Source organism: Vibrio sp. 10N.286.51.C3 (genome assembly GCF_003050065.1).
GTDB classification, from domain to species: domain Bacteria; phylum Pseudomonadota; class Gammaproteobacteria; order Enterobacterales; family Vibrionaceae; genus Vibrio; species Vibrio crassostreae.
The window spans coordinates 166,431-190,581 of the sequence record NZ_PIGC01000001.1; the positions used below are offsets into that span (position 1 = coordinate 166,431).

A 24,151-nucleotide genomic window follows, 5' to 3' on the forward strand; every position below is an offset into this window, starting at 1 on the left:
ACAAGTTGCATAATCGAGCGCAAGTTTACTACTTGTGCTGACCCTTAACAATATGGGTTAGTCATGTACGAATTAATTAATGATTCCCTAAATTAGAGTGCTCTCAATCACTTATATGGTTTGATCATGTGTGGAAGTTAATTTATTCAATCTGAGAATATCTTTTTGAATTTATAAATTGGTCCTGAGTGTTTATTTTTTGAACCAAGCTCATAAATCATACGCAACTCAATTCACCTTATAGATTGTAAGGAATATAACAGCGTGCTCAATTATATAATTAACTAATGAGTGTGGTATGTCTCATCTCCGTCTATTTCCACGTCATCGCTTGGCGATCGCTTGTATGCTTGCCAGTGCGTCCAGTTTCTCTTTTGCTCAAAATCAGTGTGAGGTGCTTGATCTTCAACAGGCGTCCAATCTTGCACTCGCTGTCTCTTCGGCAAACAACAGTTGCTACAGTTCTTGGTTCTCTGCATCGAATAATTCACTAGATAATATCTATAGCGAAGCAAACCTAAGCCGCATTCAAGTTGCACTGAACTCAGAAATAACTCGTTACCGAGGTGAAGCTGAACAAGCCCGTAAACTTGAAAACCTTGGTGAGTTTGTTCGTGCCGCTTATTACGTTCGCTATAACGCGCAAGCGCAAGACTTCAGCGAAGCGTTGAGTCAGCGTTTTGCTCAGTCGACGATTGCTTTCTTAGCTAACCCTGATGCGTTGGATCAAGGTCGTGAGCAGGTGGGTGCATTGAAAAGCCTGACGCTAATGGTCGATAACGTTAAACAATTGCCACTGACAATGGATGCGCAACTTGCGGCATTACGTCACTTCAACCAAGAAACGGCGCAAGACTCACAATGGGTCGATGGGTTAAACAATCTGTTTCGAGCAATGGCAGGGCACGCAGCTAGAGATGACTTCTACGATTACATGGCGAGCCATACCCAGCATATCGACACGCTTGCAGCATTCGCCCGTGATAACACGTGGGCTTTAGATACTGATGCGAGCTTCCTTGTTTATAACGCCGTGCGTGAAACTGGTCGTTTGCTGGCAAGCCCAGATAAATTAACGAAAGACAAAGCGCTGCGTTTTATGCGGCAAGTGATGGTACAAAACCCACTTGGCAGTGAGCATGACAAGCTTTGGTTAGCGGCGGTTGAGATGATGGGGTATTACGCGCCAGACGGCTTGAATGGATTGGATCTAGAGCAAGCAAAACGTGATTTAGCAATGCGTGTACTTCCCAATCGTCATGAGTGCCAAGGGCCTGCGATTATTCGCTCTCAAGATTTAACGCAAGCACAATCAATTGAAGCATGTGATGTACTCGCGGCAAAAGAGGCGGACTTTCATCAAGTTGCGAACACAGGCCAACAACCTGTCGCCGACGATAATAACGAGCGAGTTGAAGTCGCGGTGTTTGACAGTAAAGGTAGCTACACCGATTACTCTGCATTCTTGTTTGGAAATACCACCGACAACGGAGGTCAGTATTTAGAAGGTAACCCTGCCGAAGTGGGTAACGTGGCGCGTTTCGTCGCTTACCGTTACGCTAACGGCGATGACCTTTCAATTCTCAATTTAGAGCATGAGTACACTCACTATCTCGATGCGCGCTTTAACCAATACGGCTCCTTTAGCGACAACTTGGCACATGGTCACGTTGTGTGGTGGCTAGAAGGTTTTGCTGAGTTCATGCATTACAAGCAAGGTTACGATGCCGCTGTTGGTTTGATTAGCAGCGGGAAGATGAGTTTATCGGACGTGCTTGCGACCACCTACTCTCATGATTCCAACCGTATCTATCGATGGGGTTACTTGGCGGTGCGCTTTATGATGGAAGAACATCCTCAAGAAGTGCAGAGCTTGTTGGCACTGTCTCGTGCTGGCAAATTTTCAGAATGGGCGCAACAAGTGAAAGTGCTTGGCCAGCAATACAATGGTGAGTTTGATCGTTGGCTAGACACTGTTTCAAGTGAACCAACAGAGCCTACTGATCCCACAGAACCGACTGACCCCACAAATCCGACAGACCAAGCCAGAGTGCTTGCAGCAAACCAAGGTGTAGTGTTGAACGGCGAGGCGTACAGTGAGCAGCTGTTCTACGTCGATGTACCTGAGAACACCACGCATTTTGAGGTTTCGATTGAAGGTCATGCTTCAGGCCAAAGCCAAGGTGATGCTGATCTTTACATGAGCTACAACAAAGAAGCGCATTACTATGATTTTGAATTCAGCCAATACGGAAATGGAAGTAATGAGATGGTGACGTTTGAACCAAAGTCATCGGGTTTCATCAAACCGGGTCGTTACTACATGAGTATTGCAGGACGCACCGATTTCAATGACGTAACACTGTTGGCATCACTAGAGACAGAAGCGCCAACGCCGCCATCACAAGAACAAGATGATTTAACGCCAATAATACTGGAATCAGGTCAGCCTCAAATACTCACCGTGCACCAACGACGTTATGCGGCGGTTTATGTTCCACAGGGCGTGCAAGAGGTAAGAGTATGGTTGAATGATAAGAGTGACGTTGCTGAGAGTGGACAGTCGAATGCTGGCAACGTTGATCTATTTGCAAGTCGTTCATACTGGCCTACTTCAGGGCAACACGATTATGCCTCTAATTACCGTGGTAGCAATGAGTACCTGCAAATCCCTGTAACAGAAGAAGGCTATGTGCATTTCTTACTGAGTGCTGAACAGCATGGGGATGATGTCGAGATGTTGGTGTTCTTTCACTAGCAAAACAGGCAGCAATTAAAAAGCACTAACGAAAACGCCACCTAATCTAAATGATCTAAATATCAATTGAATAGACGGGTAAAAAGCCGGGCAGTAGTGTCCGGCTTTGTTTTTCTGACAGTGCTCTGTATTTATAGAGTAGTTACACCATAATCTCTGATGAAGTAATGACATTTAAGGTCTAAGCTTGCCTACATATGAAACATTATTGCGAGTATTCCCTCGTGAATGATTGAGGTAGAGAGAATTTATGAAGAAAGTACGATTAACATCATTACTTGGAATTGCAACCTTGTTTAGTGTCGCTGCGTTAGCTGGGTGTAGTCAGAAATCTGAGGTACCAATTCAGCCACAAGAGAATGCGAACCCTATCTGTAGCACTAAAAACCTAACTGGTGGTTGGTCGCAAAGCGATGTCACACCAGAAGCTAAGCAAGCTTTAGACGCAGTTCTTGGCCAAATGAACACTTCAGCTGAGCTTAAGCAGATCTTGAGTGTTCGAACTCAAGTCGTGGCGGGTTTGAACTATGCTATTGAGTTTGAGATGGATAATGGTGAAGTGTGGAACACCATCGTTTACCGTTCTCTACAAGGTGACATCGAAATGACACGACCTGCACAGAAAGGTCGTTTGTGTTCATAATCTAGAGGCTTCTGTACCTTGTGAGATAGGCTTGATAGCAAATAAAAATGGCTCCGTATCGGGAGCCGTTTTGGTTTTTAAGAAGACTGATTTATTGAACGCTTTTAATCGGCCAGTTCGGGCTCAGCTAACTCTTGAACACAAGCACGGCTGATGTCTTCATCAATATAAGCCATTCCCAGCTTGTTTAAGTAATCCATACGATCAGCGGTGCGAAGTTCAATGTCAGGGCCTGAGATGTTGTTTTCTTGATAAACCTTAGCCATGTGAGTCATGAAATGCTTGCCCACACTCATCATTAACAGGCTCATCGCACCCACGTCCGGTCTTACTTTGGCACGCTGTTTTTCAGACAGGTTTACCGCTAACACGATAGGTTGTTCTTCTCCTTCGAAACGAACACTACGCTCACGAACGGTTTGTTGCGCCCAGTAATACGCCAGTTCTTTGCTCTGGGTGAGAAACACTGGTTCAACCGATTCGGTGTAGTTATTGCCGATGGTCGCCATGGTTTTTGAAGCCGCTTCGTTGAGGGCTTTGTCTCCAGAGCGCTTTAGTCCTTGGCCTTGAATAGAAGCGAGTAAAGCTGAAGATGTACCGTGATACCAAGTATCACCCGTCGCGAAACCATTTTCTGATAGCAGCGTTTTTGCATCTTGTAGGTGTTTAGGTATTGAAGTCATAGGCACTCTCAATCAAAAGAAATATCAACAAACAGGAATCTCAAAAAACTTGAATACAGTTAGCTTAAACAGAAGTTGTTTGGTTAACCGTGGTGTGGAACACAAATCTGAGGCTTTGAGATAAAGCTGGCAGTAGTAGCTTTATCTCAAAGCCTTCCCCCGGATCTTACCTAAGTAAGAGAGAAGGACGAGGGAGGCTTTCGTGTTAGCGATTAATCAAATTGGTTCGATGTATTCGCTTCACCTGCTGCTTTTAGTGCGTTCTCACCAGCAAAGTACTCTTTGTGGTCATCACCCATATCTGAACCAGACATGTTTTGGTGTTTAACACATGCGATGCCTTGGCGGATTTCTTTACGTTGAACGTTCGCAACGTAGCCCAACATGCCTTGGTCGCCGAAGTACTCTTTCGCAAGGTTGTCAGTAGACAGCGCTGCAGTGTGGTAAGTAGGCAGTGTAATCAAGTGGTGGAAAATACCCGCTTCACGAGACGCGTCTGCTTGGAATGTGCGAATCTTCTCGTCAGCGCTTGCAGACAGTTCTGATTCGTCGTATTCCGCGCTCATTAGGTTTGCACGGTCGTAAGCTGATACATCCTTACCTTCTGCTACCATCGCATCGTAAGCTTGCTGACGGAAGTTTAGCGTCCAGTTGAATGATGGAGAGTTGTTGTAAACAAGTTTCGCATTAGGGTGTACTTCACGTACGCCATCCATCATCTCTTTGATTTGACCGATGTGTGGTTTCTCAGTCTCAATCCAAAGAAGGTCAGCACCTGCGTTGATTGCTTCAATACAGTCGAATACACAGCGGTCTTCACCTGTACCTTCGCGGAATTGGTATAGGCCTGAAGGTAGACGCTTAGGTCGAACTAGTTTGCCGTCACGGTTGAAGCAAACATCGCCTTCAGCCATATCAGCAACATCAATTTCTTCAACATCTAGGTATGAGTTGTAGATGTCACCTTGGTCGCCAGGCTCTTTCACTACTGCGATTTCTTTTGTTAAACCAGCGCCTTGTGAATCGGTACGAGCAACAATGATGCCGTTGTCGATGCCTAGTTCAAGGAAGGCGTAACGAAGTGCGCGAAGTTTTGCGTGGAAGTCAGCATGTGGAACCGTTACTTTGCCGTCTTGGTGACCGCATTGCTTCTCATCGGCAACTTGGTTTTCAATTTGTAGACAACATGCGCCCGCTTCAATCATCTGCTTAGCCATTAGGTAGGTCGCTTCTGCGTTACCGAAACCTGCATCGATATCTGCAATGATTGGCACCACGTGTGTTACGTGATTGTCAATTTTGTCTTGGATAAGGTCTTGTTGGTTAACATCGCCCGCTTCACGTGCAGCGTCTAGCTCACGGAATAAACCACCCAGTTCACGTGCATCAGCTTGGCGCAGGAATGTGTATAGTTCTTCTACTAGGCCTGCAACCGATGTTTTTTCATGCATTGATTGGTCTGGAAGTGGACCAAAGTCTGAGCGAAGTGCAGCAACCATCCAACCAGAAAGGTATAGGTAGCGGCGATCTGTCTTGCCATCAAAGTGCTTCTTAATAGAAATCAGCTTTTGTTGACCGATAAAACCATGCCAGCAACCTAAAGACTGAGTGTATTGAGAGCTGTCTTTATCGTAAGCCTCCATATCCGCACGCATGATATCTGCCGTGTATTGCGCGATATCTAGACCTGTTTTGAATTTGTTTTGAGCTCGCATACGAGCAGCAGATTCAGCATTGATTGCATCCCATGGAGCACCTGCAGCGCTTTTTGCAACTTCTATCATTTCGATATCTTGTGTAATTTGCGACATAACTATTCCTTAGTTTCACGTGGGGTATGGTTGCCAAATTGGCTTGGATTAAAACTTTGCTATGGACAAAGAATAACCACACATGTGATAATTTTGTTAATTTATAGTTATTATATTCGGTATTTTTCTTATGAATATTGCTCGTATAGACCTTAATTTGCTTGTGTATTTAGACATGTTGCTACGTGAAAGAAACGTTACACGAGCGGCAAATCAATTAGGCATAACTCAACCAGCCATGAGTAATGGACTGCGCCGATTGCGTGATCTGTTTGAAGATCCACTATTGGTGAGAACCAGTGAAGGGATGGTGCCGACCGAGCGAGCGCAAAAGTTGCAACCGCTGATTAGAAATATCTTGGCGAATGTAGAAAAGACACTCCAGCCGACCACAGAGTTTAATGCAGAAGACAGTGAACGCGTGTTTCGCATCATGGCGAGTGACTATGCAGAATCGACCATTATTCAACCTCTTCTGAAAAGGTTAAGTGAGATCGCACCGAAAATACGACTGGATATCATGACGCCAAGTGACGTGAGTTATCAGGATGTAGAGCAAGGTACTGTTGATATAATCATCAACCGTTTTGACGACATCCCACAGTCGTTTCACCAGATGAGCCTTTGGCACGACGGGTTCTCTTGCCTATTTAGCTGTGATAATCCAATTGCCGATAACTTTGATATTTTGTCTTATTTAAAAGCGCAACATATCTGGGTAAGTAAGACGGGGATGGGAACCGGAGTGGGAATCAACCCAAGTGAAGCACAAAAGCTCGGTTGGATAGATGAAGCGTTAATGCGCATTGGTAAAACCCGCAATATCACGGTATTTACTCGACACTACCTGTCGGCGATTCTTTTCGCACAACAGAAGAACTTGATCCTTACTATTCCTACTAAAGCGGCGCAATTGCAGCGCAACAACCCTAATTTGTTAATCAAACCAGCCCCATTTGCTATTGAACCTTTTGAAGTAAAGATGGCGTGGAGCCCCTTGTTACAAACCAATCCAGACCACCAGTGGATGCGTCGCTTGATCAAAAGTGTAGCCAATGAAATCGAAAGTGGTGTGACGGGATAACACAGTTTTTATGGTATTTCTTTTGTGAATATCCAATATAAGCGGCATAAATTAGCTAAATTTTCGTCAGTTACGTAAATTTATTTAGTAGTCAGCGGTTAATTTGAGAGAGATTTTATGAGCAGTCGTATTCAACAGGGAAGCTTGAGCATTGATAGCACCCTCTACCAATTAATTAATGAGCAGGTCATTCCTGGAACAGGCATAGTCGCAGAGGACTTTTGGCAATCTTTCGCAGCCATCCTTAAAGATCTGGCACCAAAGAACCGTGCCTTACTTATCAAGCGTGAAGATCTTCAACATCAAATTGATGTGTGGCACCAAGAGCGTGCGGGTCAAACACTCGACGCAGCAGAGTACAAACAGTTCCTACAACAGATTGGCTACCTCGTACCTGAAGGCGAAGACTTCCAAGTAACTACTGCAAGCGTTGAGCCTGAAATTGCAACACAAGCGGGTCCGCAGCTTGTTGTACCTATTATGAATGCACGTTTTGCGCTTAACGCGGCCAACGCGCGTTGGGGTAGTTTATACGATGCGCTCTATGGAACCGATGTCATCAGTGAAAGTGACGGCGCGGAAAAGGGCGGAAGCTTTAACCCTGTACGCGGTGCTAAAGTGGTGAGCTACGCTCGAGGTTTCCTTGATGACGCTGCACCACTAAACGGTGTCTCTCATAAAGACGTGACCAAATACAGCATCAGTAACGCTAGCGTCGGCAATAAGCTGATAGCGACACTCGATAACGGTGAAGAAGTCACTCTCATAGATAGCAACCAGTTCATTGGCTATCAAGGTGACGCAAGTTCACCTTCGTGTATTCTTCTTAAACACAATAACCTTCATATCGAAATTCAAATCGACCCGAGTGCGCCGATTGGCAGCGTCGATGTGGCGGGTATTAAAGATGTACTGGTGGAATCGGCACTGACCACGATTATGGATTGCGAAGATTCGGTTGCTGCGGTTGACGGTGAAGACAAAGCATTGGCTTACCGAAACTGGTTAGGCCTAATGAAGGGGAACCTTCAAGAGTCGCTAGAGAAAAACGGTAAAACCATTGTTCGTAATCTTAACCCCGATCGTCAATACACCAGTGTGACGGGTGGTGAAATCTCACTTAAAGGTCGCAGCATGTTGTTCATACGCAACGTGGGCCACCTAATGACTAACCCTGCGATTATTGATGCTGAAGGTAATGAAGTGCCTGAAGGTATCATGGATGGCATGGTTACCTCGCTCATCGCGATGCACGATTTAAAGGGTAATAGCCCTTACCAAAACTCGACCGCGAACAGCATCAATATTGTAAAACCTAAAATGCATGGCCCTGAAGAAGTGGCTTTCACCAACGAGTTGTTTGGTCGCATTGAGGATGCACTAGGTTTAGAACGCTTCACCATCAAAGTCGGCATTATGGACGAAGAGCGTCGTACTTCGGTTAACCTTAAAGAATGCATTCGTGCAGCTAAAGATCGTGTTGTGTTCATCAACACAGGTTTCCTAGACCGTACCGGTGATGAGATTCACACCAGCATGGAAGCGGGTCCGTTTGCTCCTAAAACACAGCTTAAAACCATGACTTGGATTGGCGCATACGAAGATCAAAACGTTGATCTTGGCTTAGCTTGTGGCCTGCAAGGTAAAGCCCAGATTGGTAAAGGTATGTGGCCAGAACCAGATAACATGGCGAAGATGATGGACGCGAAAATTGGACACCCACAAGCCGGTGCCAATACCGCTTGGGTTCCTTCTCCAACCGCAGCGACGCTGCATGCCTTGCACTATCACAAAGTGAGTGTTCCTAGCCGTCAGAAAGAGCTTCGTGAGCGTGTGAGAGCAAATGTTGACGATATTCTTACTATCCCATTGTTAGGCAATCAAAAGCTGACTGCTCAAGATATCCAAAACGAACTGGACAACAATACGCAAGGTATTCTTGGTTACGTAGTTCGTTGGATTGACCAAGGCGTAGGTTGTTCGAAAGTGCCTGATATTAACGATGTGGGATTAATGGAAGACCGTGCAACGCTGCGAATTTCAAGTCAACACATCGCTAACTGGTTACGTCACGGCATTTGCGAGGAAGCCCAAGTAATGAAAACCATGAAGCGCATGGCAGCAGTGGTTGATGAACAAAATGCAGGGGATCCAAGCTACCAAAATATGGCGCCTGATTTTGAAAACAGCATTGCGTTTTCAGCAGCGTGCCAGTTGGTATTTGAAGGCTGTGCTCAGCCGAGTGGTTATACCGAGCCAGTACTGCACGCGATGCGTCTAAAGCTGAAAGCGCAGGAATAGCGAAGCAACCGAATAACAAAAACAGAGAATGTAAAATACTAAAAAAAGAAACCCCCTTTAACCGAGCCCAAGGTGCCGCGCTTTTATAGCGCGGCTTTTTTTTGATTCATTTTTGTGGTGGGAAGGGGGGAGAGTGGGCCAGGTTAGTGCTCACTAAGATTTAAGTGCTTCTAAATCTTGGTTAACGCCGAAACCTACTTGCTACTAAAACCTAGTTACTACCAAAACATAAGTATTTAATGTCCATGTACTCATCGATGCCTTCTTTAGCACCTTCACGGCCAATACCTGATTGTTTAACGCCACCAAAAGGCGCGACCTCGGTTGAGATTAGGCCATCATTAATACCGACCATACCGTATTCAAGTGCTTCTGCTACCTGCCATACGCGGTGGATATTCTGGCTGTAGAAGTAAGACGCCAAACCATAAATAGTATCGTTCGCCATCTCGATGAGTTCCTCGTCTGTGTCGAATTTCATCACAGGTGCGACTGGGCCAAAGATCTCTTGTTGAACAATGTCCATACTGTGTTTCACATCTTTAAGAATGACAGGCTGAAGGAAAAGCCCATCAAGATCCTTAATTGGAGTAACAGGCTCAGCTCCTTGTTCAATCGCTCGGTCTATTAATGCTTGGATGTTGTTCTTGGCATTCTGGCTGACAACAGGGCCAATGGTTACACCTTCATCTAAGCCGTTACCAACCTTAAGTTGTTGAACGGCTTGATCAAATTTAGCCACGAACTCATCGTACACTTTACTGTGAACATAGAATCGGTTTGCACAAACACAAGTTTGGCCAGCGTTGCGGAATTTCGAGACCATTGCGCCTTGAACCGCAGCGTCGATGTCTGCATCGTCAAACACAATAAAAGGTGCATTGCCGCCGAGTTCCATAGAGGTACGCTTGATGCCTTTTGCGGCTTGAGCCATCAAAATACTGCCGACACGGGTAGAGCCTGTAAAAGAGATCTTTTTGATTAATGGGTGCGATGTGAATAACTCACCAATCTGTTCTGGGCTATCACCTAATACGACTTGGAGTAAATCCTTAGGAATACCCGCTTGGTAAGCCAGTTCGACCACAGCAAATGCGGAAAGCGGTGTCTCATCTGAAGGTTTCACGACAAAGCTACAACCGGCAGCTAATGCAGGCGCTGCTTTACGAGTGATCATTGCAACAGGGAAGTTCCATGGCGTAATGGCACACGCGACTCCGATAGGTTGCTTGATAGTCACCAAGCGTTTGCCTGCGACTGTGCTAGGAATGGAGTCACCATAAGTGCGCTTGGCTTCTTCTGCGAACCACTCAATGAAGCTCGCACCATATACCACTTCACCTGCCGCTTCTGCTAACGGTTTACCCTGTTCAATCGTCATGATTCGAGCAAGGTCTTCTTTATTCTCAATGATTAGCTGGTGCCAACGGTGCAGTGATGCAGCTCGAGATTTAGCTGGAACCTTTGCCCACTCTTTCTGCGCTACATTAGCTCGTTCAATCGCGCTTGCTAACTCTGTTTCTGATGATACCGGTGCGTGTCCGATGAGTTCACCCGTTGCTGGATTTGTGACTGCAACTGCGTTGTTCGCTTCTGTCACCATAAAAGAGAGTAAGTGCTGGTTCTTAATGTTTAGCATCGTGATTCCTTTGTTGTGATTACTTTAGACGTGTTGCTGATATGCGGGTTGGTGAGTGTTCAGATCATTTCGACCAAATGTTCATTAGTCGCAGATTGTGGTCGTTAATTCGATAGTTTTGAAGTCCTTGTTTGTGAAAGCATTGTTTACCAAAGCAAGGTACACAAAATCATTGTTTATTAAATTCGAGTTTTCGAAATCCATGATCAGCTAAATCATGGACTTCGAAATCTTTTAAGAAAAGTCTATTGCTGACTCCAATTATCAGCTTCGATTTTCGCTAGCGCTTTTGCAGCTTTTTGTAGAGCAGGTAGGAACTTGATCGCTTCGTCCGGCTTTACTCGAATCACAGGTGCTTGGATTGCTAAGCCGAGATTAGATTGGCCGGTTGGCGATGGAATGAGTACCGCAATACACACCAAACCAGGTAGAAACTCTTCATCATCAATCGCAAAGCCTTGGATCTTCGCTTCTTCGATGTCTTGCTCTAACACTGAGTAGTCGGTGATGGTTTTGACTGTGTACTGAGTCAGTGGCACGTTTTCAATCAGTCTTCTGCGCTGTGATTTCGACATATGAGCCAAAAACAGTTTACCTGTCGCAGAGCAGTGAACAGGAACGCGAGAGCCAGGCTGCAGGTGGAAGCGAAGTGGTGCTTCGGTCTCTGCGCGGTCAAGGTAGATGATCTCACCGCTCGATAGTGCGGTTAGGTTGCAGCTCTCGCCGACTTCTGCTCGAAGGTTTTCAAGAATTGTGCGTCTTGCGCTGTGCATGGTGCTGTTGAACAGTAGGTTTTCAGCCAGCTTTCTGAGTCGAATGCCAGAGCTGTAATGCTTTTCATCACCGTCTCTTTGAATGATGCCTGCGGATTCTAATTGTTGCAGCATACGGTGCAAAGTGGGTTTCGGCAGTCCGGTTTCTTCGACGAGCCCTTGAAGGGAAATAAACTCGTCTTTTTGCGCTATCACCTCTAATAGTGCAAAAAGTCGGAGAGTGGGCGTATCTCCTTGAACTTGTGGTGTTTCTGTTTGCATACAGTGATTCATCCTTGCGATATGTCTATTTGTAAGAGTGTACATACCAAATTAATATTCTTCAATTATCTGAATAAAATTTGACCTTTTTTATTATTTAAATAATATAAATATAAATTATGGAACAATTAATCTCAATAAATGGAATTTTAAAATGAAAGCAATTGAACGGATTATTGATAAGGCGCACCTAGATCGTAAGCGTGTGGTTTTGAGCGAAGCTGAAGATCCTCGTGTACTCAAAGCGGCACGATTAGCGATAGATAAACAACTCGCTTATATCACGCTAATAGGGGATGAAAAGGCGATTATCGAAGCCGCTCAGTTGCATCATATTAACCTCGCGGGCATTCATATTGTTTCACCACAAACATCGGCACTTAAAGCCGTGTTGGCTGAACGTCTGTATGAGCTCAGAAAAGCCAAAGGCATGACTTATCAAGATGCATTGGAGAAGGTTACAGACCCACTGATTTTTGCCAATTTGATGGTAAGGGAAGGGCTGGTCGACGGCACGGTCAATGGCGCGGTTTATACCACGTCAGATGTGGTGCGGGCTGCGCTGCAGATCATCGGCCCAGCACCAGACAGTGAATTGGTATCGAGCTTCTTTTTAATGATGTTGTGCGAGCCTTTCCACAATCTCAAAGGTGGCATGATTTTCAGTGATTGTGGTTTGGTGATTAACCCCAATGAAACCGAGCTTGCATCGATAGCAGTGGCCGCATCAAACAGTGCTCAAACGCTGTTAATGGAAGAACCTAAAGTGGCAATGCTGTCGTTTTCTACCAATGGCAGTGCGAAGCATGAATCGGTCGATAAGGTGCGTAATGCCGCCCAGTTAGTGAAGCAACGTTGCCCCGGAATTGCGGTTGATCAGGATGTTCAACTCGACGCAGCGATTGTCACTGAAATTGCTGCGAAAAAGTTGCCCGATTCCGAGGTTAAAGGAGAATCTAACGTGCTGATATTCCCAAACTTAGAAGCTGGCAATATCGGTTACAAGCTTGCTGAAAGGCTAGGAGGCGCGGTCGCGATTGGTCCTTTGTTGCAAGGGTTGAATCAACCAGCCAATGATCTATCCAGAGGTTGTAGTGCCGAAGATATCTTTAATGTAATCGCGGTGACTGCTGTGCAAGCACAACAAGGCAAAACGGCAAATGCAACGACGGATGTTGACGCTGATGCTCAAGAAGCTTCAGAAGATCAAAACGCTAAAGAAAGAGCTGAATCGGAATTTGAGTTTAGGTATTAAGGCTCAAACTTAAAGCCCGCACTCACACTAAGTAAAAACACCTAATTAGGATTGCTAATGGAGTTACCTGTTTTACTCGCCATTCTTGCCACCATTGCGGTCGGTACCTATTTCCAAACCGTCACAGGGTTTGGACTTGGCATTATCGTGATTGGTCTAACGGTCAGCCTTAATTTGGTATCGTTGCCCGTGATTGCTGCCGTAGTCAGTATTGTGACCTTGTTTAATTGTGTGGTCGCGTTGATGGGCAAGCCTCTGCTTGGGGAACTCAAAATTCTGGTGGTGTTAGTGATCGGTATTACCCCCGGCGTGTCGTTGGGAGTGTTTTTACTGGACGAGTTGAGTGAGTCGGCGACGCATATCCTGCGAGGGCTATTGGGGGCAATGGTGTTATTCGCAGGTCTGAGCTTTATGTTCAAACCTAAAACCAGAAAAGACCGCTCGGCCACGGTATCCTTCTTGGTGTCTGGCTTTAGTTCTGGTTTAGCGGGCGGGTTGTTTGGGATGGCGGGGCCACCGATTGTTTATCACCTTTATCGGCAGCCTTTTACACTCGATCTGGTACGAAGTACATTGCTGATGGTGTTCGCTTGTACGTCGATGTCCCGTACCGTCAATGTCTACGCAGCAGGTGACATGGAAGCGAGCATATTGTGGTTATCCGCTATTGCTGTTCCCTTGGTAGCGCTTGTTACTATGTTTGCTCGGCGCTTTCCCCCACCGCTTTCGAATGACCAACTCAGAAAGCTGGTATTTATGGTGTTGATGTTGATTGGTGGGTATTTGATGGCTGTCTCTGCATGGTCGTTGTTTGGCTCTTCGTAAAACCACTTTCGACAAAGGAGGCTAGCGGTTTGCTAGCCGGTACGTCACTGCTCACGGTTTACATCTCTTAACGCTTCAATATCTCAAAGATACTCCTAGATAACCCAAACAAGCAGCTCTCCTGGACATCTAAAGTAATGTTACTGCGGTAGTACGGGCTTAAATCGACGCCCATCCCCACGCCATGAATTTCGATACCGTTTTTGGTCGACTCGCGCTCAATCACTTGTTTGAGATGGTTATCCAAATAGAACTGATCATTGGCTGTGCTGGTGGCGGTATCCATCGGACAGCCGTCTGAGAACACAATCAACACCTTTCGCTGTGCGCTATGCTGTTGCAAGCGTTGGCTAGCGAACTGAACCGCTTCGCCATCAATCCCTTCTTTAAAGATGTCTGCTTTTCGAAGACTCGCAATGCCAAGGCGAGAGCGTCTCCAATGCGCATCAAAATCCTTAAACACGATATGTCGAACTTCGTTTAAACGACCTGGGTGTTTCGGTTGACCTTGCTTGAGCCACTGTCGATAAACCTTGCCACCATTCCAGTTATTAGTGGTGAAGCCGATAATTTCAAAAGGGATATTGGCTAGCCCAACCGATTTGAGAATCGTATCCATCAGTAGACTCAGTTTGTGACTGTGTTTTTGCATTGAGCCCGAGCAGTCCATCAAAAACGTGATGGCACATTGATGGGATACGCCAATCTCTGGCTGATAAAAGACAGCACGATCCAACCGAGAAGTGATGAGCTTAGTGAGAGTGGTGGCGTTAACAATGCCTTCTTCTAAATGATCCTGACGTCGATTCTTTTGTGGCGTCGCAACAAAGTTGGTGAGCATAGCGGCCAAGTGGCGAGTGTTCACTTGTCTCGCCATAATGTCATCGGTGAGTTTTTGCCTCAGTTCGAGTAACAGGGCGCGCCTGACGAGCTTATCTGCGGCGACCACTTGGTCAAATTCTGAATTAAAGACCTGATAATTGGCGCCCGACAATTCGAACACCTTGCTGTTACCTGTGATGTCGGTATCGACCTCTTCATCTTGAATGTCGCCATCAACGATAAGAGCCAGCTGCGCGAGGATCTTGATGTCTTCTTCAACCGTAGGTGTCGGCGAGTTATTACTCTCTTGTTCTTGGTTGATGAGTTCTTGCGCTAAAGAGGCCAGTTCATTGGCGCAGTGAGCAAACTGTAGCTGGTCGGCTCGATGTTCCTTTAAGCGCTTTAGGCTGCTTCCGAAAATAGGCACGATGCCCGCACGTGTCGATTCAATGGTTTCGGCAATTAGTTCCGAAACTGGGACACTGGTTAAGCGGGTGTGGATGATTTGCATCAGCGTGAAAAGCAACATGCCAATTCGTGATTCGGTAAAGCCATTTTGATGATATTGGTCGCTCCAATACGCAAAGTTGAATTGGATGCTAGTGGTCACGCCTTTTAGATAAGGCGGGACTTGAGATTCAATCCGTACCTGTTCGCAGAAGTCGTAAAGCAGACGTTCGACTTCGTTTTTCGGTCGCAATGAATAATGGAGGTCAGTGTCTGAAAGCAATAGTCGTAGTGCCGATGAATCGATCTTGCCTTGCATCGAAAGCTTGCTGTTTTTCAACTCATGGCGAGACACAAAGGTGAGATCGTTAGTATGTGCAGACTGATAATAACAGGGGCTATTGCCGTTATAGAGACGCTCTCCCCGATAATTCAGGTCCAGCTCACCACTGATCGCTCTAGCGACAGACACACCAAGGTCGAGGATCTTTTTCTGCTGAGAAGAAACATTGGCCATGGTTTACGGCTCCGACTGCGCATAACTCTGAGTAGGCATTTCCAGGGCCTCACCAAAGCAGCGGAAGTAATATTCGCTCACCAGCTCTTTCTCTTCATCTTCACAACGGTTGAGGAATGAAAGCCTAAATGCAGTCGCTACGTTATCGAATATTCGAATGTTTTCAGCCCATGTAATCACGGTTCTCGGAGACATTACCGTTGACAGATCGCCCGCTCTAAAACCATTTCGCGTTAAACCGGCGGTGGCGATCATTTTTTCGACTAACTGATGACCACTTTCATTGTTTAGCTCAGGGCGCTTGGATAACACGATCTTAGTTTCATGTTGTGGGTCTAAATAGTTAAGCGTGGCGATGATGTTCCATCGGTCAAGCTGGCTATGGTTAAGCACTTGAGTACCGGAATACAAACCCGAGAAATTACCCAAACCAAGTGTGTTACAGGTAGCAAATAGGCGGAAAGAAGGGTGAGGCGTGATCACTCGGTTTTGCTCTAAAGAGGTGTATTTGCCGTCTTGCTCTAGCAGTTGCTGAATCACAAACATCACATCAGGTCGGCCCGCATCGTATTCGTCCAATACTAATGCGATGGGTTGCTGAATGCTTTGTGGAAGAATGCCTTCCTTAAACTCCGTTACCTGCATTCCATCTTTAATGACGATGCTATCTTTGCCAATGAAATCCAATCGGCTTAAGTGTCCATCTAGGTTGATCCTCAAGCATGGCCAATTTAATCGTGCTGCCACTTGCTCTATATGAGAAGACTTGCCAGTTCCGTGTGTGCCTTGTATCAACGTGCGGCGATTAGAGGTGAAACCCGCCAATATCGCTAGCGTGACTTCAGGATCAAAACAGTAGTTAGGATCGATCTTGGGTACATACTCTCCCGCATGTTCAAACGCCAATACGGTTAGGTTGCTGTCGATGCCAAAACACTCTCTCACACTTATTGGTTGTGTTGGTATCAATTCCGCATCATTCATTTTTCTTCCCTCTTAATAGCTTCCATGACTGCCGCGATGGGCGATATGTCATCGATTATTAACAGCTCACTCTAAGTTAACGGCACTTTTTGTACGAAAAACTATCAATAATGTGATCCAGTTTTATTAATTAGAATGAATTGTTCCAATTTAATATAAAAAGTTGACGCGCAAAAAATCTACTACTAAGGTGAAAATGAATTCGAAAAAGAGACAATTCATTCCGAAAAATGAAATTTTGGTTAACTCAAGGAGAATGGAAGAATGAGTGAGCAAGAAAAACGTACGGTTGTTTCCGGCACAGTAACAATGACACCATCAGAAGCGTTCGTTGAAACTATGGTTGCTAATGATGTTACCGACATGTTCGGCATCATGGGGTCAGCATTTATGGACGCAATGGATATCTTTGCTCCTGCTGGCATTCGATTGGTCCCAGTGGTTCACGAGCAAGGTGCTGCTCACATGGCAGATGGTTACTCTCGTGTATCTGGTCGCCATGGTGTGGTTATCGGGCAGAATGGCCCAGGTATTAGTAACTGTGTAACTGCGATTGCAGCGGCATTCTGGGCACACAGCCCGGTCGTGATTGTGACGCCAGAGACTGGCACAAAAACAATGGGCTTAGGTGGTTTCCAAGAGTGTAACCAACTTCCAATGTTCCAAGAGTTTACTAAGTATCAAGGACACGTAACGCACCCAGACCGTATGGCGGAATACACGGGCCGATGCTTTGATCGAGCAATGAGCGAAATGGGTCCGACTCAACTGAATATTCCACGTGACTATTTCTACGGCGAAACTCAAACCGAGATCCCTAAACCGGCGCGTTTAGACCGTGGCCCGGGTGGTGAGAAGTCTCTGAATGAAGCGGCAGACTTGATTGCTGAAGCGAAATTCCCAGTCATCATTTCTGGTGGCGGCGTAGTAATGGCTGATGCAGTTCAAGAGTGTGCGGCACTGGCAGAACGACTAGGCGCCCCCGTAGTAAACAGCTACCTACACAATGACTCTTTCCCTGCTAGTCACCCATTATGGTGTGGTCCTTTAGGCTACCAAGGTTCGAAAGCCGCAATGAAGTTGATGGCCCAAGCGGATGTGGTTATCGCTTTGGGTACACGTCTTGGTCCATTCGGTACCTTGCCTCAACATGGCATGGATTACTGGCCGAAAGACGCGAAAATCATTCAGATCGATGCAGACAACAAGATGCTGGGCCTCGTTAAGAAGATCTCTGTTGGTATCTGTGGCGACGCAAAAGCAGCGGCTGTGGCATTAGCTGAAAGACTAGAAGGTCGTGCACTGTTGTGTGATGACAACAAAGGCGCTCGCCAAGACACAGTAGCAACAGAAAAAGCGTTGTGGGAAAAAGAGCTTGATGAGTGGACGCACGAACGTGATTCGTTCAGCTTGGATATGATTGAAGAAAACTCACACGAGACTCCGTTATCTGGTGGTGAATATCTTCACCCACGCCAAGTACTGCGTGAACTAGAAAAAGCGATGCCAGAAGATGTAATGGTCTCAACGGATATCGGTAACATCAACTCAGTGGCAAACAGCTACTTACGTTTTGAAAAACCACGTAGCTTCTTTGCGGCAATGAGTTTTGGTAACTGTGGCTACGCGTTCCCAACCATCATTGGTGCGAAAGCGGCAGCACCTCATCGTCCGGCTATCTCTTATGCAGGCGATGGTGCGTGGGGCATGAGCTTGATGGAGACCATGACATGTGTTCGTCATAACATTCCAGTGACAGCCGTGGTGTTCCACAACCGTCAATGGGGTGCAGAGAAGAAGAACCAAGTCGACTTCTACAACCGACGCTTTGTTGCTGGTGAACTGGACAACCAAAGCTTTGCGGAAATCGCACGAGCAATGGGCGCTGAAGGTATCACGGTTGATAAGCTAGAAGATGTAGGCCCAACTCTACAGAAAGCCATCGACATGCAAATGAACGAAGGCAAAACAACCATCATTGAAATCATGTGTACTCAGGAACTGGGCGACCCGTTCCGCCGAGATGCACTATCAACGCCGGTTCGTTTCCTAGATAAGTACAAAGACTACGTATAAGTCATAGGAAGTTTGCCCGACCAAAACAGTCTCGTGAATGCTAGATAAAGAGTTATCGAGAATGTGGTCGGGCAAACAAATTAGGATTCAAAACTAGCGATTAATTGCAAATTGGATGATGAAACAGAATGGCTCAACGAGCGAGTTGTTTTCAAAGATTCTTAATAGTACTGATATCTAAGTATTGGGTCATATATTTCTATTATTTCGCTATAAATATTAGAGCCCTAATGAAACAACCAAGAAGAATAGGTGCGCGGTTTCAGTAATAGAGACTTATTAATAATTATTATGAGTAACTTTTAAATAGTAATTATCGATAAGTCGATAGAGTTCTTAGACTTTAGTATGTGTGTTTTATTATATGTCAGTTTTTAACGAATAAATTTCAATTTAGTTATTTATATTATCGAGTGGTTGGAATCAAATATGAACAATAAACGTTATATCAGCACACTCGAAGAACTGTATGAAATAATTGATTCATTAATGACTGAATGCAGTGACCAACTTGGTTTGATGTATAACGTTTGTGATTATGAAAATAATAATCTAATGCCAAGTTTAGGCCGTTCCAATCGTAAGAACATACGCCGTGTCGAACAAGAGTTGCTTTCAACTGTGAGAGTTTACGGTGGTCACTCGCTGAACTCACACGACATAAATGACTGGTTATTGATGTGTTTAGCCAAGAAGCAGGGCTTTCCCACCCGTTTACTGGAATGGACCGATAACCTGTTAAATGCGCTTTGGTCGGTGTGTCACAGCCAAAGTAAAGACTGCATAAATATAATTAAAGCTATTGATTATCATCGGGTTATTGTTTTTAGCTCGCCGTGTGATCTCAACAAAACTCAGATATTTAATGTGGCGGATTCCGATCAGCAAGAGCCACGCAAGGACAAGTGGTATTCCATTCACCCATTTAAGGAAGGTGGCAATGATGCCATTCAGCCTTTGTACGATGAGAAAGAATATTCAAACGGTCTAGTGTCCGTTCATATTCTTCCATCAGTGAAAGTAAACCTGATAAAGGAGTTAATATCCATGAATGTTTTAAATGAACCGACAGAGTATGTCGAAGAGAAACTAACGGATTTAAAAAACGAAGCACATGCAGATAACAACCAAGTCATAAATAAAGGTGACGGCAATATTGAATTGCAAGTTAATACTCATGATCGTCAACTTGAACAGTATGGTCGAAAGTATCATCAAGACTTTGATTTCGACTAAAGGCTAACACGTTCTAATTTAATTATACCTCTTATTTCGTCAGTGAAAAGTTGATTAAATAAAATTAGAACACTAATTAATTTATAAAAAGATGAAATCTGTGAGCTTAGAGATTGTTTATAACCTAACTCGAAGTTAGAGTGATGAACCTTGTTATCAAGTTGTTAAATTTTCACAAATCTAGTTTAAACACTCTAATAAAAAAGTGGCGAAAAGCTACTGAAATTTAAACCAATAACGAAAACATAAAGGATTCTGGAATATGAATATGCAAACCAATGCGGCGACATTCGTGCTGGAAAACCAAGTCGATACCGCCTTTTTACAGTCTTTCAGTGATGCGTGGAATAACCATGATATTGAAGCACTCATGTCTTTCATGACAGAAGACTGTGTATTCCACACGGTGGCAGGAGAAGGCTTGCTTGGAAACACTATCGAAGGGTACGAAGCGGTTCGAAATAGCTTTGAATTGGTTTGGCAGAACTTTCCAGATGCGGCTTGGAGCGACCCTGTCCACTTTGTATGCGGTGACCGTGCTGTGAGTGAATCAACGTTTTCTGCGACGAACCCGGATGGCAGCGTCATCGAAGCTCGTATGGTTGATGTGTTTACCCTTAAAGACGGAAAAATCAGCGTAAAAAATGCCTTCCGTAAAACACGACCTCTTTTGACTCCCAGCAATACTCCCAAGAGCTAGACACGAAATCGCAACCCGTTCACGTGTTATGACTAGGAGAGTCGAATTATGAGTTTAGTAATGGAACAACCGGCAGCCGATGTGCCGCCAAAGGTGAAAAGCACCCAAGCAAAAGACAAATACGATCCAAAATACGATCCACTTAAAGACAAGAGCCCAGGTCACGGTAAGGAATATGCCCCGACTTATTGGGTAGATACCGCAGGCGCACCACCTGAAGATGATGGCCCAATCACGTCAGACATGGATGTCGATGTGGCTATTATCGGTTCAGGCTACACAGGCCTAAGTACCGCGATACACCTTGCTGAAATGTACGGCATTAAAGCGACTGTGATTGAAGCTAACCGTATGAGTTGGGGCTGCAGTACCCGAAATGGTGGCCAAGCACAGTGTGCTTCTGGGCGTTTGAAGCGTTCTCAGTGGATTGAACGTTGGGGCCTAGAAACCGCGCTAAAAATGCACCGCGAGTGTGTGGATGGCATGGAAACGTTCAAGTCACTGATCAAAGACATCGATTGTGACCCACAACCGGGCGGCCACTTATATGTGGCTCATCGTCCAAAAGTGATGTCAACACTCGAGAAAGAAGCCAAGTTGCTGCGTGACACGTTCGATTACGATGCGCAGATCTTAGATGCGGAAACCGTAAAGCGTGATTACGTTGGCGACCAAGAAGCGGCTGGCGCGATGCATGAACCCGAAGGGATTGGTATTCATGCAGGGAAACTGGCGTTTGGTTACCTAAGAAAGGCGCGAGCTCTCGGCGTGAAAGTTCACCCGTCGAGCCCAGTTATGGGTTGGGAAACTCGTGGCGGTGTGCATTACCTGAAAACGCCAGGTGGTTTGGTGAAGGCGCGTTCTGTCGGTGTTTGTACGGGTGGGTATACCAGCCAAGGTTTGCATTCCGAGCTTAAGAATCGCCTTCTGCCAGTGCTTTCTAACTCGATGGTGACACGTCCTTTAACTCAAGACGAGATCGCTGCGTGTAACTTCAAAACCAATCAAGTGATTACTGATACTCGAATTCTGCGCCACTACTACCGTTTGTTACCGGATAACCGAGTACAGATTGGTACACGCAGTGCCATCAGTGGCAAGAACGCGCCTGAAAAGAAATATGAAGACATGCTGAGAGCGGATCTTACTCGAAAATTCCCGTCTCTCGATCAGATAAAAATCGATTATTCATGGTGGGGTTGGGTGGATGTTAGCCACGACATGATGCCGAGAATCTATCAGCCGAATCCAAAGCAATCGATTTTCTACGCGCTGGGTTATGGCGGCAATGGCGTGATGTATTCCGCTCAAGCAGGTAAACGCCTTGCTCAGTGGATCGCAGGTGAAGGTCACAAGCTCGACCTACCAATATTTGAATCAAAACTTCCGTTCCCCAACGTGAGGGAAGTGGTGGAATCAGAGATGTTTGCACCGTTTCGAAGAATGGGGCAGCGGTTCCTTTATCAGTGGTATTCGTTAAAGGATGAAAGGCTGTAACTACCCGAACATTGTTTCCAAAATAGGGAAATAGAACTACGACCAGGAAAGTTGTACCAGGTCACCTTGTGAGCAAAGTACAGGCAGGAAGTCTGTATGATAGGAAAGGTTAAGACTATGAAATTGATTAAAAATAAAATTATTGCTGGTGTCACTATTGTAGCAACAGCGGTGTTATCTCATACCGCGGCAGCAGCGAATTTTAAAATGGCTATCGGCGATGCTGCTGGTGGTACGCAGTGGGAATTAGCGACCTCATTCTCTGAACTGATGGAGCAAAAAACAGACGGTAAAGTGAAAATCGATCTGTTTCCGAACGGCCAATTAGGCAATGAGCAAGACACCGTAAACGATGCTGCAATAGGTCTTCTCGACTTCTCTGTGCTGGCGATTAACAACGTGACGCCTTTCTCTCCAACCGTTGGTCTATTGACCATGCCTTACGTGATTCAAAGCGCAGAAGAAGCGGTACTACTGACTCAAGGTCAAGTAGGCCAAGACTTAGTTGATAACACGATTCGTGACGCTGGTGTTCGCATCGTAGGTTGGGCTTATTCTGGCTTTAGGGTTTTGACTAACTCGAAAAAGCCCGTTGCTTCACCAGAGGATTTGAAAGGGCTAGTGATTCGTGTTCCTCGTAACGAAATCATGATTGCTTCTTATCAAGCATGGGGTGTAAACCCAACACCAATGGCGTGGTCTGAGACTTTCACCGGCCTGCAACAAGGCGTGGTAGATGGACAAGATAACCCTTACATCACAGTTCACGCGATGAAGTTCAACGAAGTACAAAAGTACGTGACCAACATTCGCTACATTTTCTCTCTAGAACCTCTAATCGTGAGTGAAACGGTCTTCCAACAACAGACACCTGAAATGCAAAAAATCATTCTGGAAGCGGGTCAGGAAGCAACAGAGCACAGCTTTGCTTATCTAGAAAATACGGAAAACAAGATTCGCGAAGAGCTACAAGCGAAAGGCATGGTATTCACAGACCCAGCAGACAACGAGCAAGAGTGGATCAACAAAGTGACTAAGTCAGTTTGGCCTAAGTTCTACTCAAGCATTGGGGGCAAAGACAAGCTAGACGACGTTCTTGAGTTACTAGGTAGAAAGTAACGATTAGATTCGCCCTATCTGCTGTTCTCCGTTACTTAATCACCTAGCGGTAGAACAGTGAGATAGGGCATTTACATGGCTGTACTCGTTGATCTGTTCTGTACCTGATCTTTTAGGACCGTGAGCGACTGGTTGTCATGTGAAAATCAACATTGGAGGTTATATGTCAGTCGCTAAAACAATAAAAAAACACCTGAACAACATTGAGGAATATACCTGTTGTTTGTTGCTTGCAAGCTTTGTCCTATTGCTGTTTACACAAATTATTACTCGTCAGTTTTTTGATTACTCTATCCCTTGGGGTGATGAAGTGGCGACCTACATGTTCGTTTGGTTTGCCTATCTAGGGGCTGTTGTTGCGGCCAAGATGTCGGCGCACAACCGAGTGAGCTTTCACTTTAAATTCTTTCCGCCAATCGTACAGACCGTGAGTGAAACCATCGCTGACTTCCTATGGCTCTGTTTCAACGGCTACTTCGTTTACCTCAGCTACGACTTCGTGTTCAACAAAATGAATCTGTTTTGGAAGTCTCAAACCACAGGTATCCCGATGAAGTACTTCTACATGATTTTACCTATCGCGTTTTCACTGATGATGATTCGAATTATCTGGAACAACTATGAGCGTTTATTTAAAGGCGCAACCAACGAAGATCCAGAAGTCAAAGAGCTGCGCAAAATGACGGCACAAAAGTCCGCGCAATAGTCATCACAAAGAAT

Annotated in this window: 18 protein-coding genes; 12 read left to right on the forward strand and 6 right to left on the reverse strand. The window is 45.4% G+C overall.

Annotation, left to right across the window (positions count from 1 at the left end; all coding sequences use genetic code 11):
• Positions 1-298: 298 nt before the first annotated feature.
• Positions 299-2,758 (forward strand): M9 family metallopeptidase, encoded by a 2,460-nt coding sequence (locus tag CWO27_RS00675; RefSeq protein WP_107898363.1) that lies wholly within the window; start codon positions 299-301, stop codon positions 2,756-2,758.
• Positions 2,759-3,008: 250 nt separating this feature from the next.
• Positions 3,009-3,401, forward strand: a complete 393-nt coding sequence (locus CWO27_RS00680; protein ID WP_102479327.1) for a cystatin domain-containing protein — start codon at positions 3,009-3,011, stop codon at positions 3,399-3,401.
• 104 nt (positions 3,402-3,505) lie between these two features.
• Here CWO27_RS00680 and CWO27_RS00685 read toward each other — a convergent pair whose 3' ends face one another.
• Positions 3,506-4,084, reverse strand: a complete 579-nt coding sequence (locus CWO27_RS00685; RefSeq protein WP_107898364.1) for a hypothetical protein — start codon at positions 4,082-4,084, stop codon at positions 3,506-3,508.
• A 212-nt stretch (positions 4,085-4,296) separates the two neighbouring features.
• Entirely contained in the window at positions 4,297-5,895 is a 1,599-nt protein-coding gene (locus CWO27_RS00690; protein ID WP_102432344.1) for an isocitrate lyase, read from the reverse strand.
• Positions 5,896-6,025: 130 nt separating this feature from the next.
• On the opposite strand from CWO27_RS00690, the gene CWO27_RS00695 reads away from it, so the two are divergent.
• Together CWO27_RS00695 and CWO27_RS00700 are read left to right on the forward strand one after the other, a co-directional pair.
• A complete protein-coding gene (locus CWO27_RS00695) occupies positions 6,026-6,979 on the forward strand; it encodes a LysR family transcriptional regulator (protein WP_019825141.1) in 954 nt (317 codons plus the stop codon).
• A gap of 117 nt (positions 6,980-7,096) precedes the next feature.
• Positions 7,097-9,280, forward strand: a complete 2,184-nt coding sequence (locus tag CWO27_RS00700) for a malate synthase G (protein ID WP_107898365.1) — start codon at positions 7,097-7,099, stop codon at positions 9,278-9,280.
• Positions 9,281-9,491: 211 nt separating this feature from the next.
• On the opposite strand, the gene CWO27_RS00705 is transcribed toward CWO27_RS00700, so the two are convergent.
• A complete protein-coding gene (locus CWO27_RS00705; RefSeq protein WP_102432346.1) occupies positions 9,492-10,919 on the reverse strand; it encodes an NAD-dependent succinate-semialdehyde dehydrogenase in 1,428 nt (475 codons plus the stop codon).
• 245 nt (positions 10,920-11,164) lie between these two features.
• Positions 11,165-11,953: an IclR family transcriptional regulator gene (locus CWO27_RS00710; protein WP_065676756.1), complete on the reverse strand. Its 789-nt coding sequence runs from the start codon at positions 11,951-11,953 to the stop codon at positions 11,165-11,167.
• A gap of 154 nt (positions 11,954-12,107) precedes the next feature.
• Between CWO27_RS00710 and pta the strand changes: the two genes are divergently transcribed.
• On the forward strand, positions 12,108-13,208 hold the full coding sequence (gene pta / locus CWO27_RS00715) for a phosphate acetyltransferase (RefSeq protein ID WP_102431560.1): 1,101 nt from the start codon (positions 12,108-12,110) through the stop codon (positions 13,206-13,208).
• Between the two features lie 57 nt (positions 13,209-13,265).
• Complete coding sequence (locus CWO27_RS00720; RefSeq protein WP_107898366.1) at positions 13,266-14,033, forward strand: sulfite exporter TauE/SafE family protein; 768 nt, start codon at positions 13,266-13,268, stop codon at positions 14,031-14,033.
• A 67-nt stretch (positions 14,034-14,100) separates the two neighbouring features.
• On the opposite strand, the gene CWO27_RS00725 is transcribed toward CWO27_RS00720, so the two are convergent.
• Positions 14,101-15,819, reverse strand: a complete 1,719-nt coding sequence (locus CWO27_RS00725) for a cobaltochelatase CobT-related protein (RefSeq protein WP_107898367.1) — start codon at positions 15,817-15,819, stop codon at positions 14,101-14,103.
• A gap of 3 nt (positions 15,820-15,822) precedes the next feature.
• On the reverse strand, positions 15,823-16,803 hold the full coding sequence (locus tag CWO27_RS00730; RefSeq protein WP_107898368.1) for an AAA family ATPase: 981 nt from the start codon (positions 16,801-16,803) through the stop codon (positions 15,823-15,825).
• A gap of 264 nt (positions 16,804-17,067) precedes the next feature.
• Between CWO27_RS00730 and xsc the strand changes: the two genes are divergently transcribed.
• From xsc to CWO27_RS00760, 6 genes are all read left to right on the forward strand, one after another.
• Positions 17,068-18,879, forward strand: a complete 1,812-nt coding sequence (xsc, locus tag CWO27_RS00735) for a sulfoacetaldehyde acetyltransferase (RefSeq protein ID WP_107898369.1) — start codon at positions 17,068-17,070, stop codon at positions 18,877-18,879.
• Between the two features lie 429 nt (positions 18,880-19,308).
• The gene (locus tag CWO27_RS00740) at positions 19,309-20,115 is read left to right on the forward strand and encodes an FRG domain-containing protein (protein ID WP_107898370.1); all 807 of its coding nucleotides are present in this window, start codon (positions 19,309-19,311) and stop codon (positions 20,113-20,115) included.
• A 262-nt stretch (positions 20,116-20,377) separates the two neighbouring features.
• Positions 20,378-20,815 (forward strand): nuclear transport factor 2 family protein, encoded by a 438-nt coding sequence (locus CWO27_RS00745; protein ID WP_102393921.1) that lies wholly within the window; start codon positions 20,378-20,380, stop codon positions 20,813-20,815.
• A 48-nt stretch (positions 20,816-20,863) separates the two neighbouring features.
• Entirely contained in the window at positions 20,864-22,312 is a 1,449-nt protein-coding gene (locus CWO27_RS00750; RefSeq protein ID WP_107898371.1) for an NAD(P)/FAD-dependent oxidoreductase, read from the forward strand.
• Positions 22,313-22,429: 117 nt separating this feature from the next.
• Complete coding sequence (locus CWO27_RS00755) at positions 22,430-23,431, forward strand: TRAP transporter substrate-binding protein (RefSeq protein WP_048609745.1); 1,002 nt, start codon at positions 22,430-22,432, stop codon at positions 23,429-23,431.
• Between the two features lie 163 nt (positions 23,432-23,594).
• On the forward strand, positions 23,595-24,137 hold the full coding sequence (locus tag CWO27_RS00760; protein ID WP_017097758.1) for a TRAP transporter small permease: 543 nt from the start codon (positions 23,595-23,597) through the stop codon (positions 24,135-24,137).
• The last annotated feature ends 14 nt before the right edge of the window (positions 24,138-24,151 follow it).

Coding starts and splice junctions, on each gene's coding strand:
- CWO27_RS00675 (WP_107898363.1), top strand. CDS start 299: ATGTCTCATCTCCGTCTATTTCCACGTCATCGCTTGGCGATCGCTTGT.
- CWO27_RS00680 (WP_102479327.1), top strand. CDS start 3,009: ATGAAGAAAGTACGATTAACATCATTACTTGGAATTGCAACCTTGTTT.
- CWO27_RS00685 (WP_107898364.1), bottom strand. CDS start 4,084: ATGACTTCAATACCTAAACACCTACAAGATGCAAAAACGCTGCTATCA.
- CWO27_RS00690 (WP_102432344.1), bottom strand. CDS start 5,895: ATGTCGCAAATTACACAAGATATCGAAATGATAGAAGTTGCAAAAAGC.
- CWO27_RS00695 (WP_019825141.1), top strand. CDS start 6,026: ATGAATATTGCTCGTATAGACCTTAATTTGCTTGTGTATTTAGACATG.
- CWO27_RS00700 (WP_107898365.1), top strand. CDS start 7,097: ATGAGCAGTCGTATTCAACAGGGAAGCTTGAGCATTGATAGCACCCTC.
- CWO27_RS00705 (WP_102432346.1), bottom strand. CDS start 10,919: ATGCTAAACATTAAGAACCAGCACTTACTCTCTTTTATGGTGACAGAA.
- CWO27_RS00710 (WP_065676756.1), bottom strand. CDS start 11,953: ATGCAAACAGAAACACCACAAGTTCAAGGAGATACGCCCACTCTCCGA.
- pta (WP_102431560.1), top strand. CDS start 12,108: ATGAAAGCAATTGAACGGATTATTGATAAGGCGCACCTAGATCGTAAG.
- CWO27_RS00720 (WP_107898366.1), top strand. CDS start 13,266: ATGGAGTTACCTGTTTTACTCGCCATTCTTGCCACCATTGCGGTCGGT.
- CWO27_RS00725 (WP_107898367.1), bottom strand. CDS start 15,819: ATGGCCAATGTTTCTTCTCAGCAGAAAAAGATCCTCGACCTTGGTGTG.
- CWO27_RS00730 (WP_107898368.1), bottom strand. CDS start 16,803: ATGAATGATGCGGAATTGATACCAACACAACCAATAAGTGTGAGAGAG.
- xsc (WP_107898369.1), top strand. CDS start 17,068: ATGAGTGAGCAAGAAAAACGTACGGTTGTTTCCGGCACAGTAACAATG.
- CWO27_RS00740 (WP_107898370.1), top strand. CDS start 19,309: ATGAACAATAAACGTTATATCAGCACACTCGAAGAACTGTATGAAATA.
- CWO27_RS00745 (WP_102393921.1), top strand. CDS start 20,378: ATGAATATGCAAACCAATGCGGCGACATTCGTGCTGGAAAACCAAGTC.
- CWO27_RS00750 (WP_107898371.1), top strand. CDS start 20,864: ATGAGTTTAGTAATGGAACAACCGGCAGCCGATGTGCCGCCAAAGGTG.
- CWO27_RS00755 (WP_048609745.1), top strand. CDS start 22,430: ATGAAATTGATTAAAAATAAAATTATTGCTGGTGTCACTATTGTAGCA.
- CWO27_RS00760 (WP_017097758.1), top strand. CDS start 23,595: ATGTCAGTCGCTAAAACAATAAAAAAACACCTGAACAACATTGAGGAA.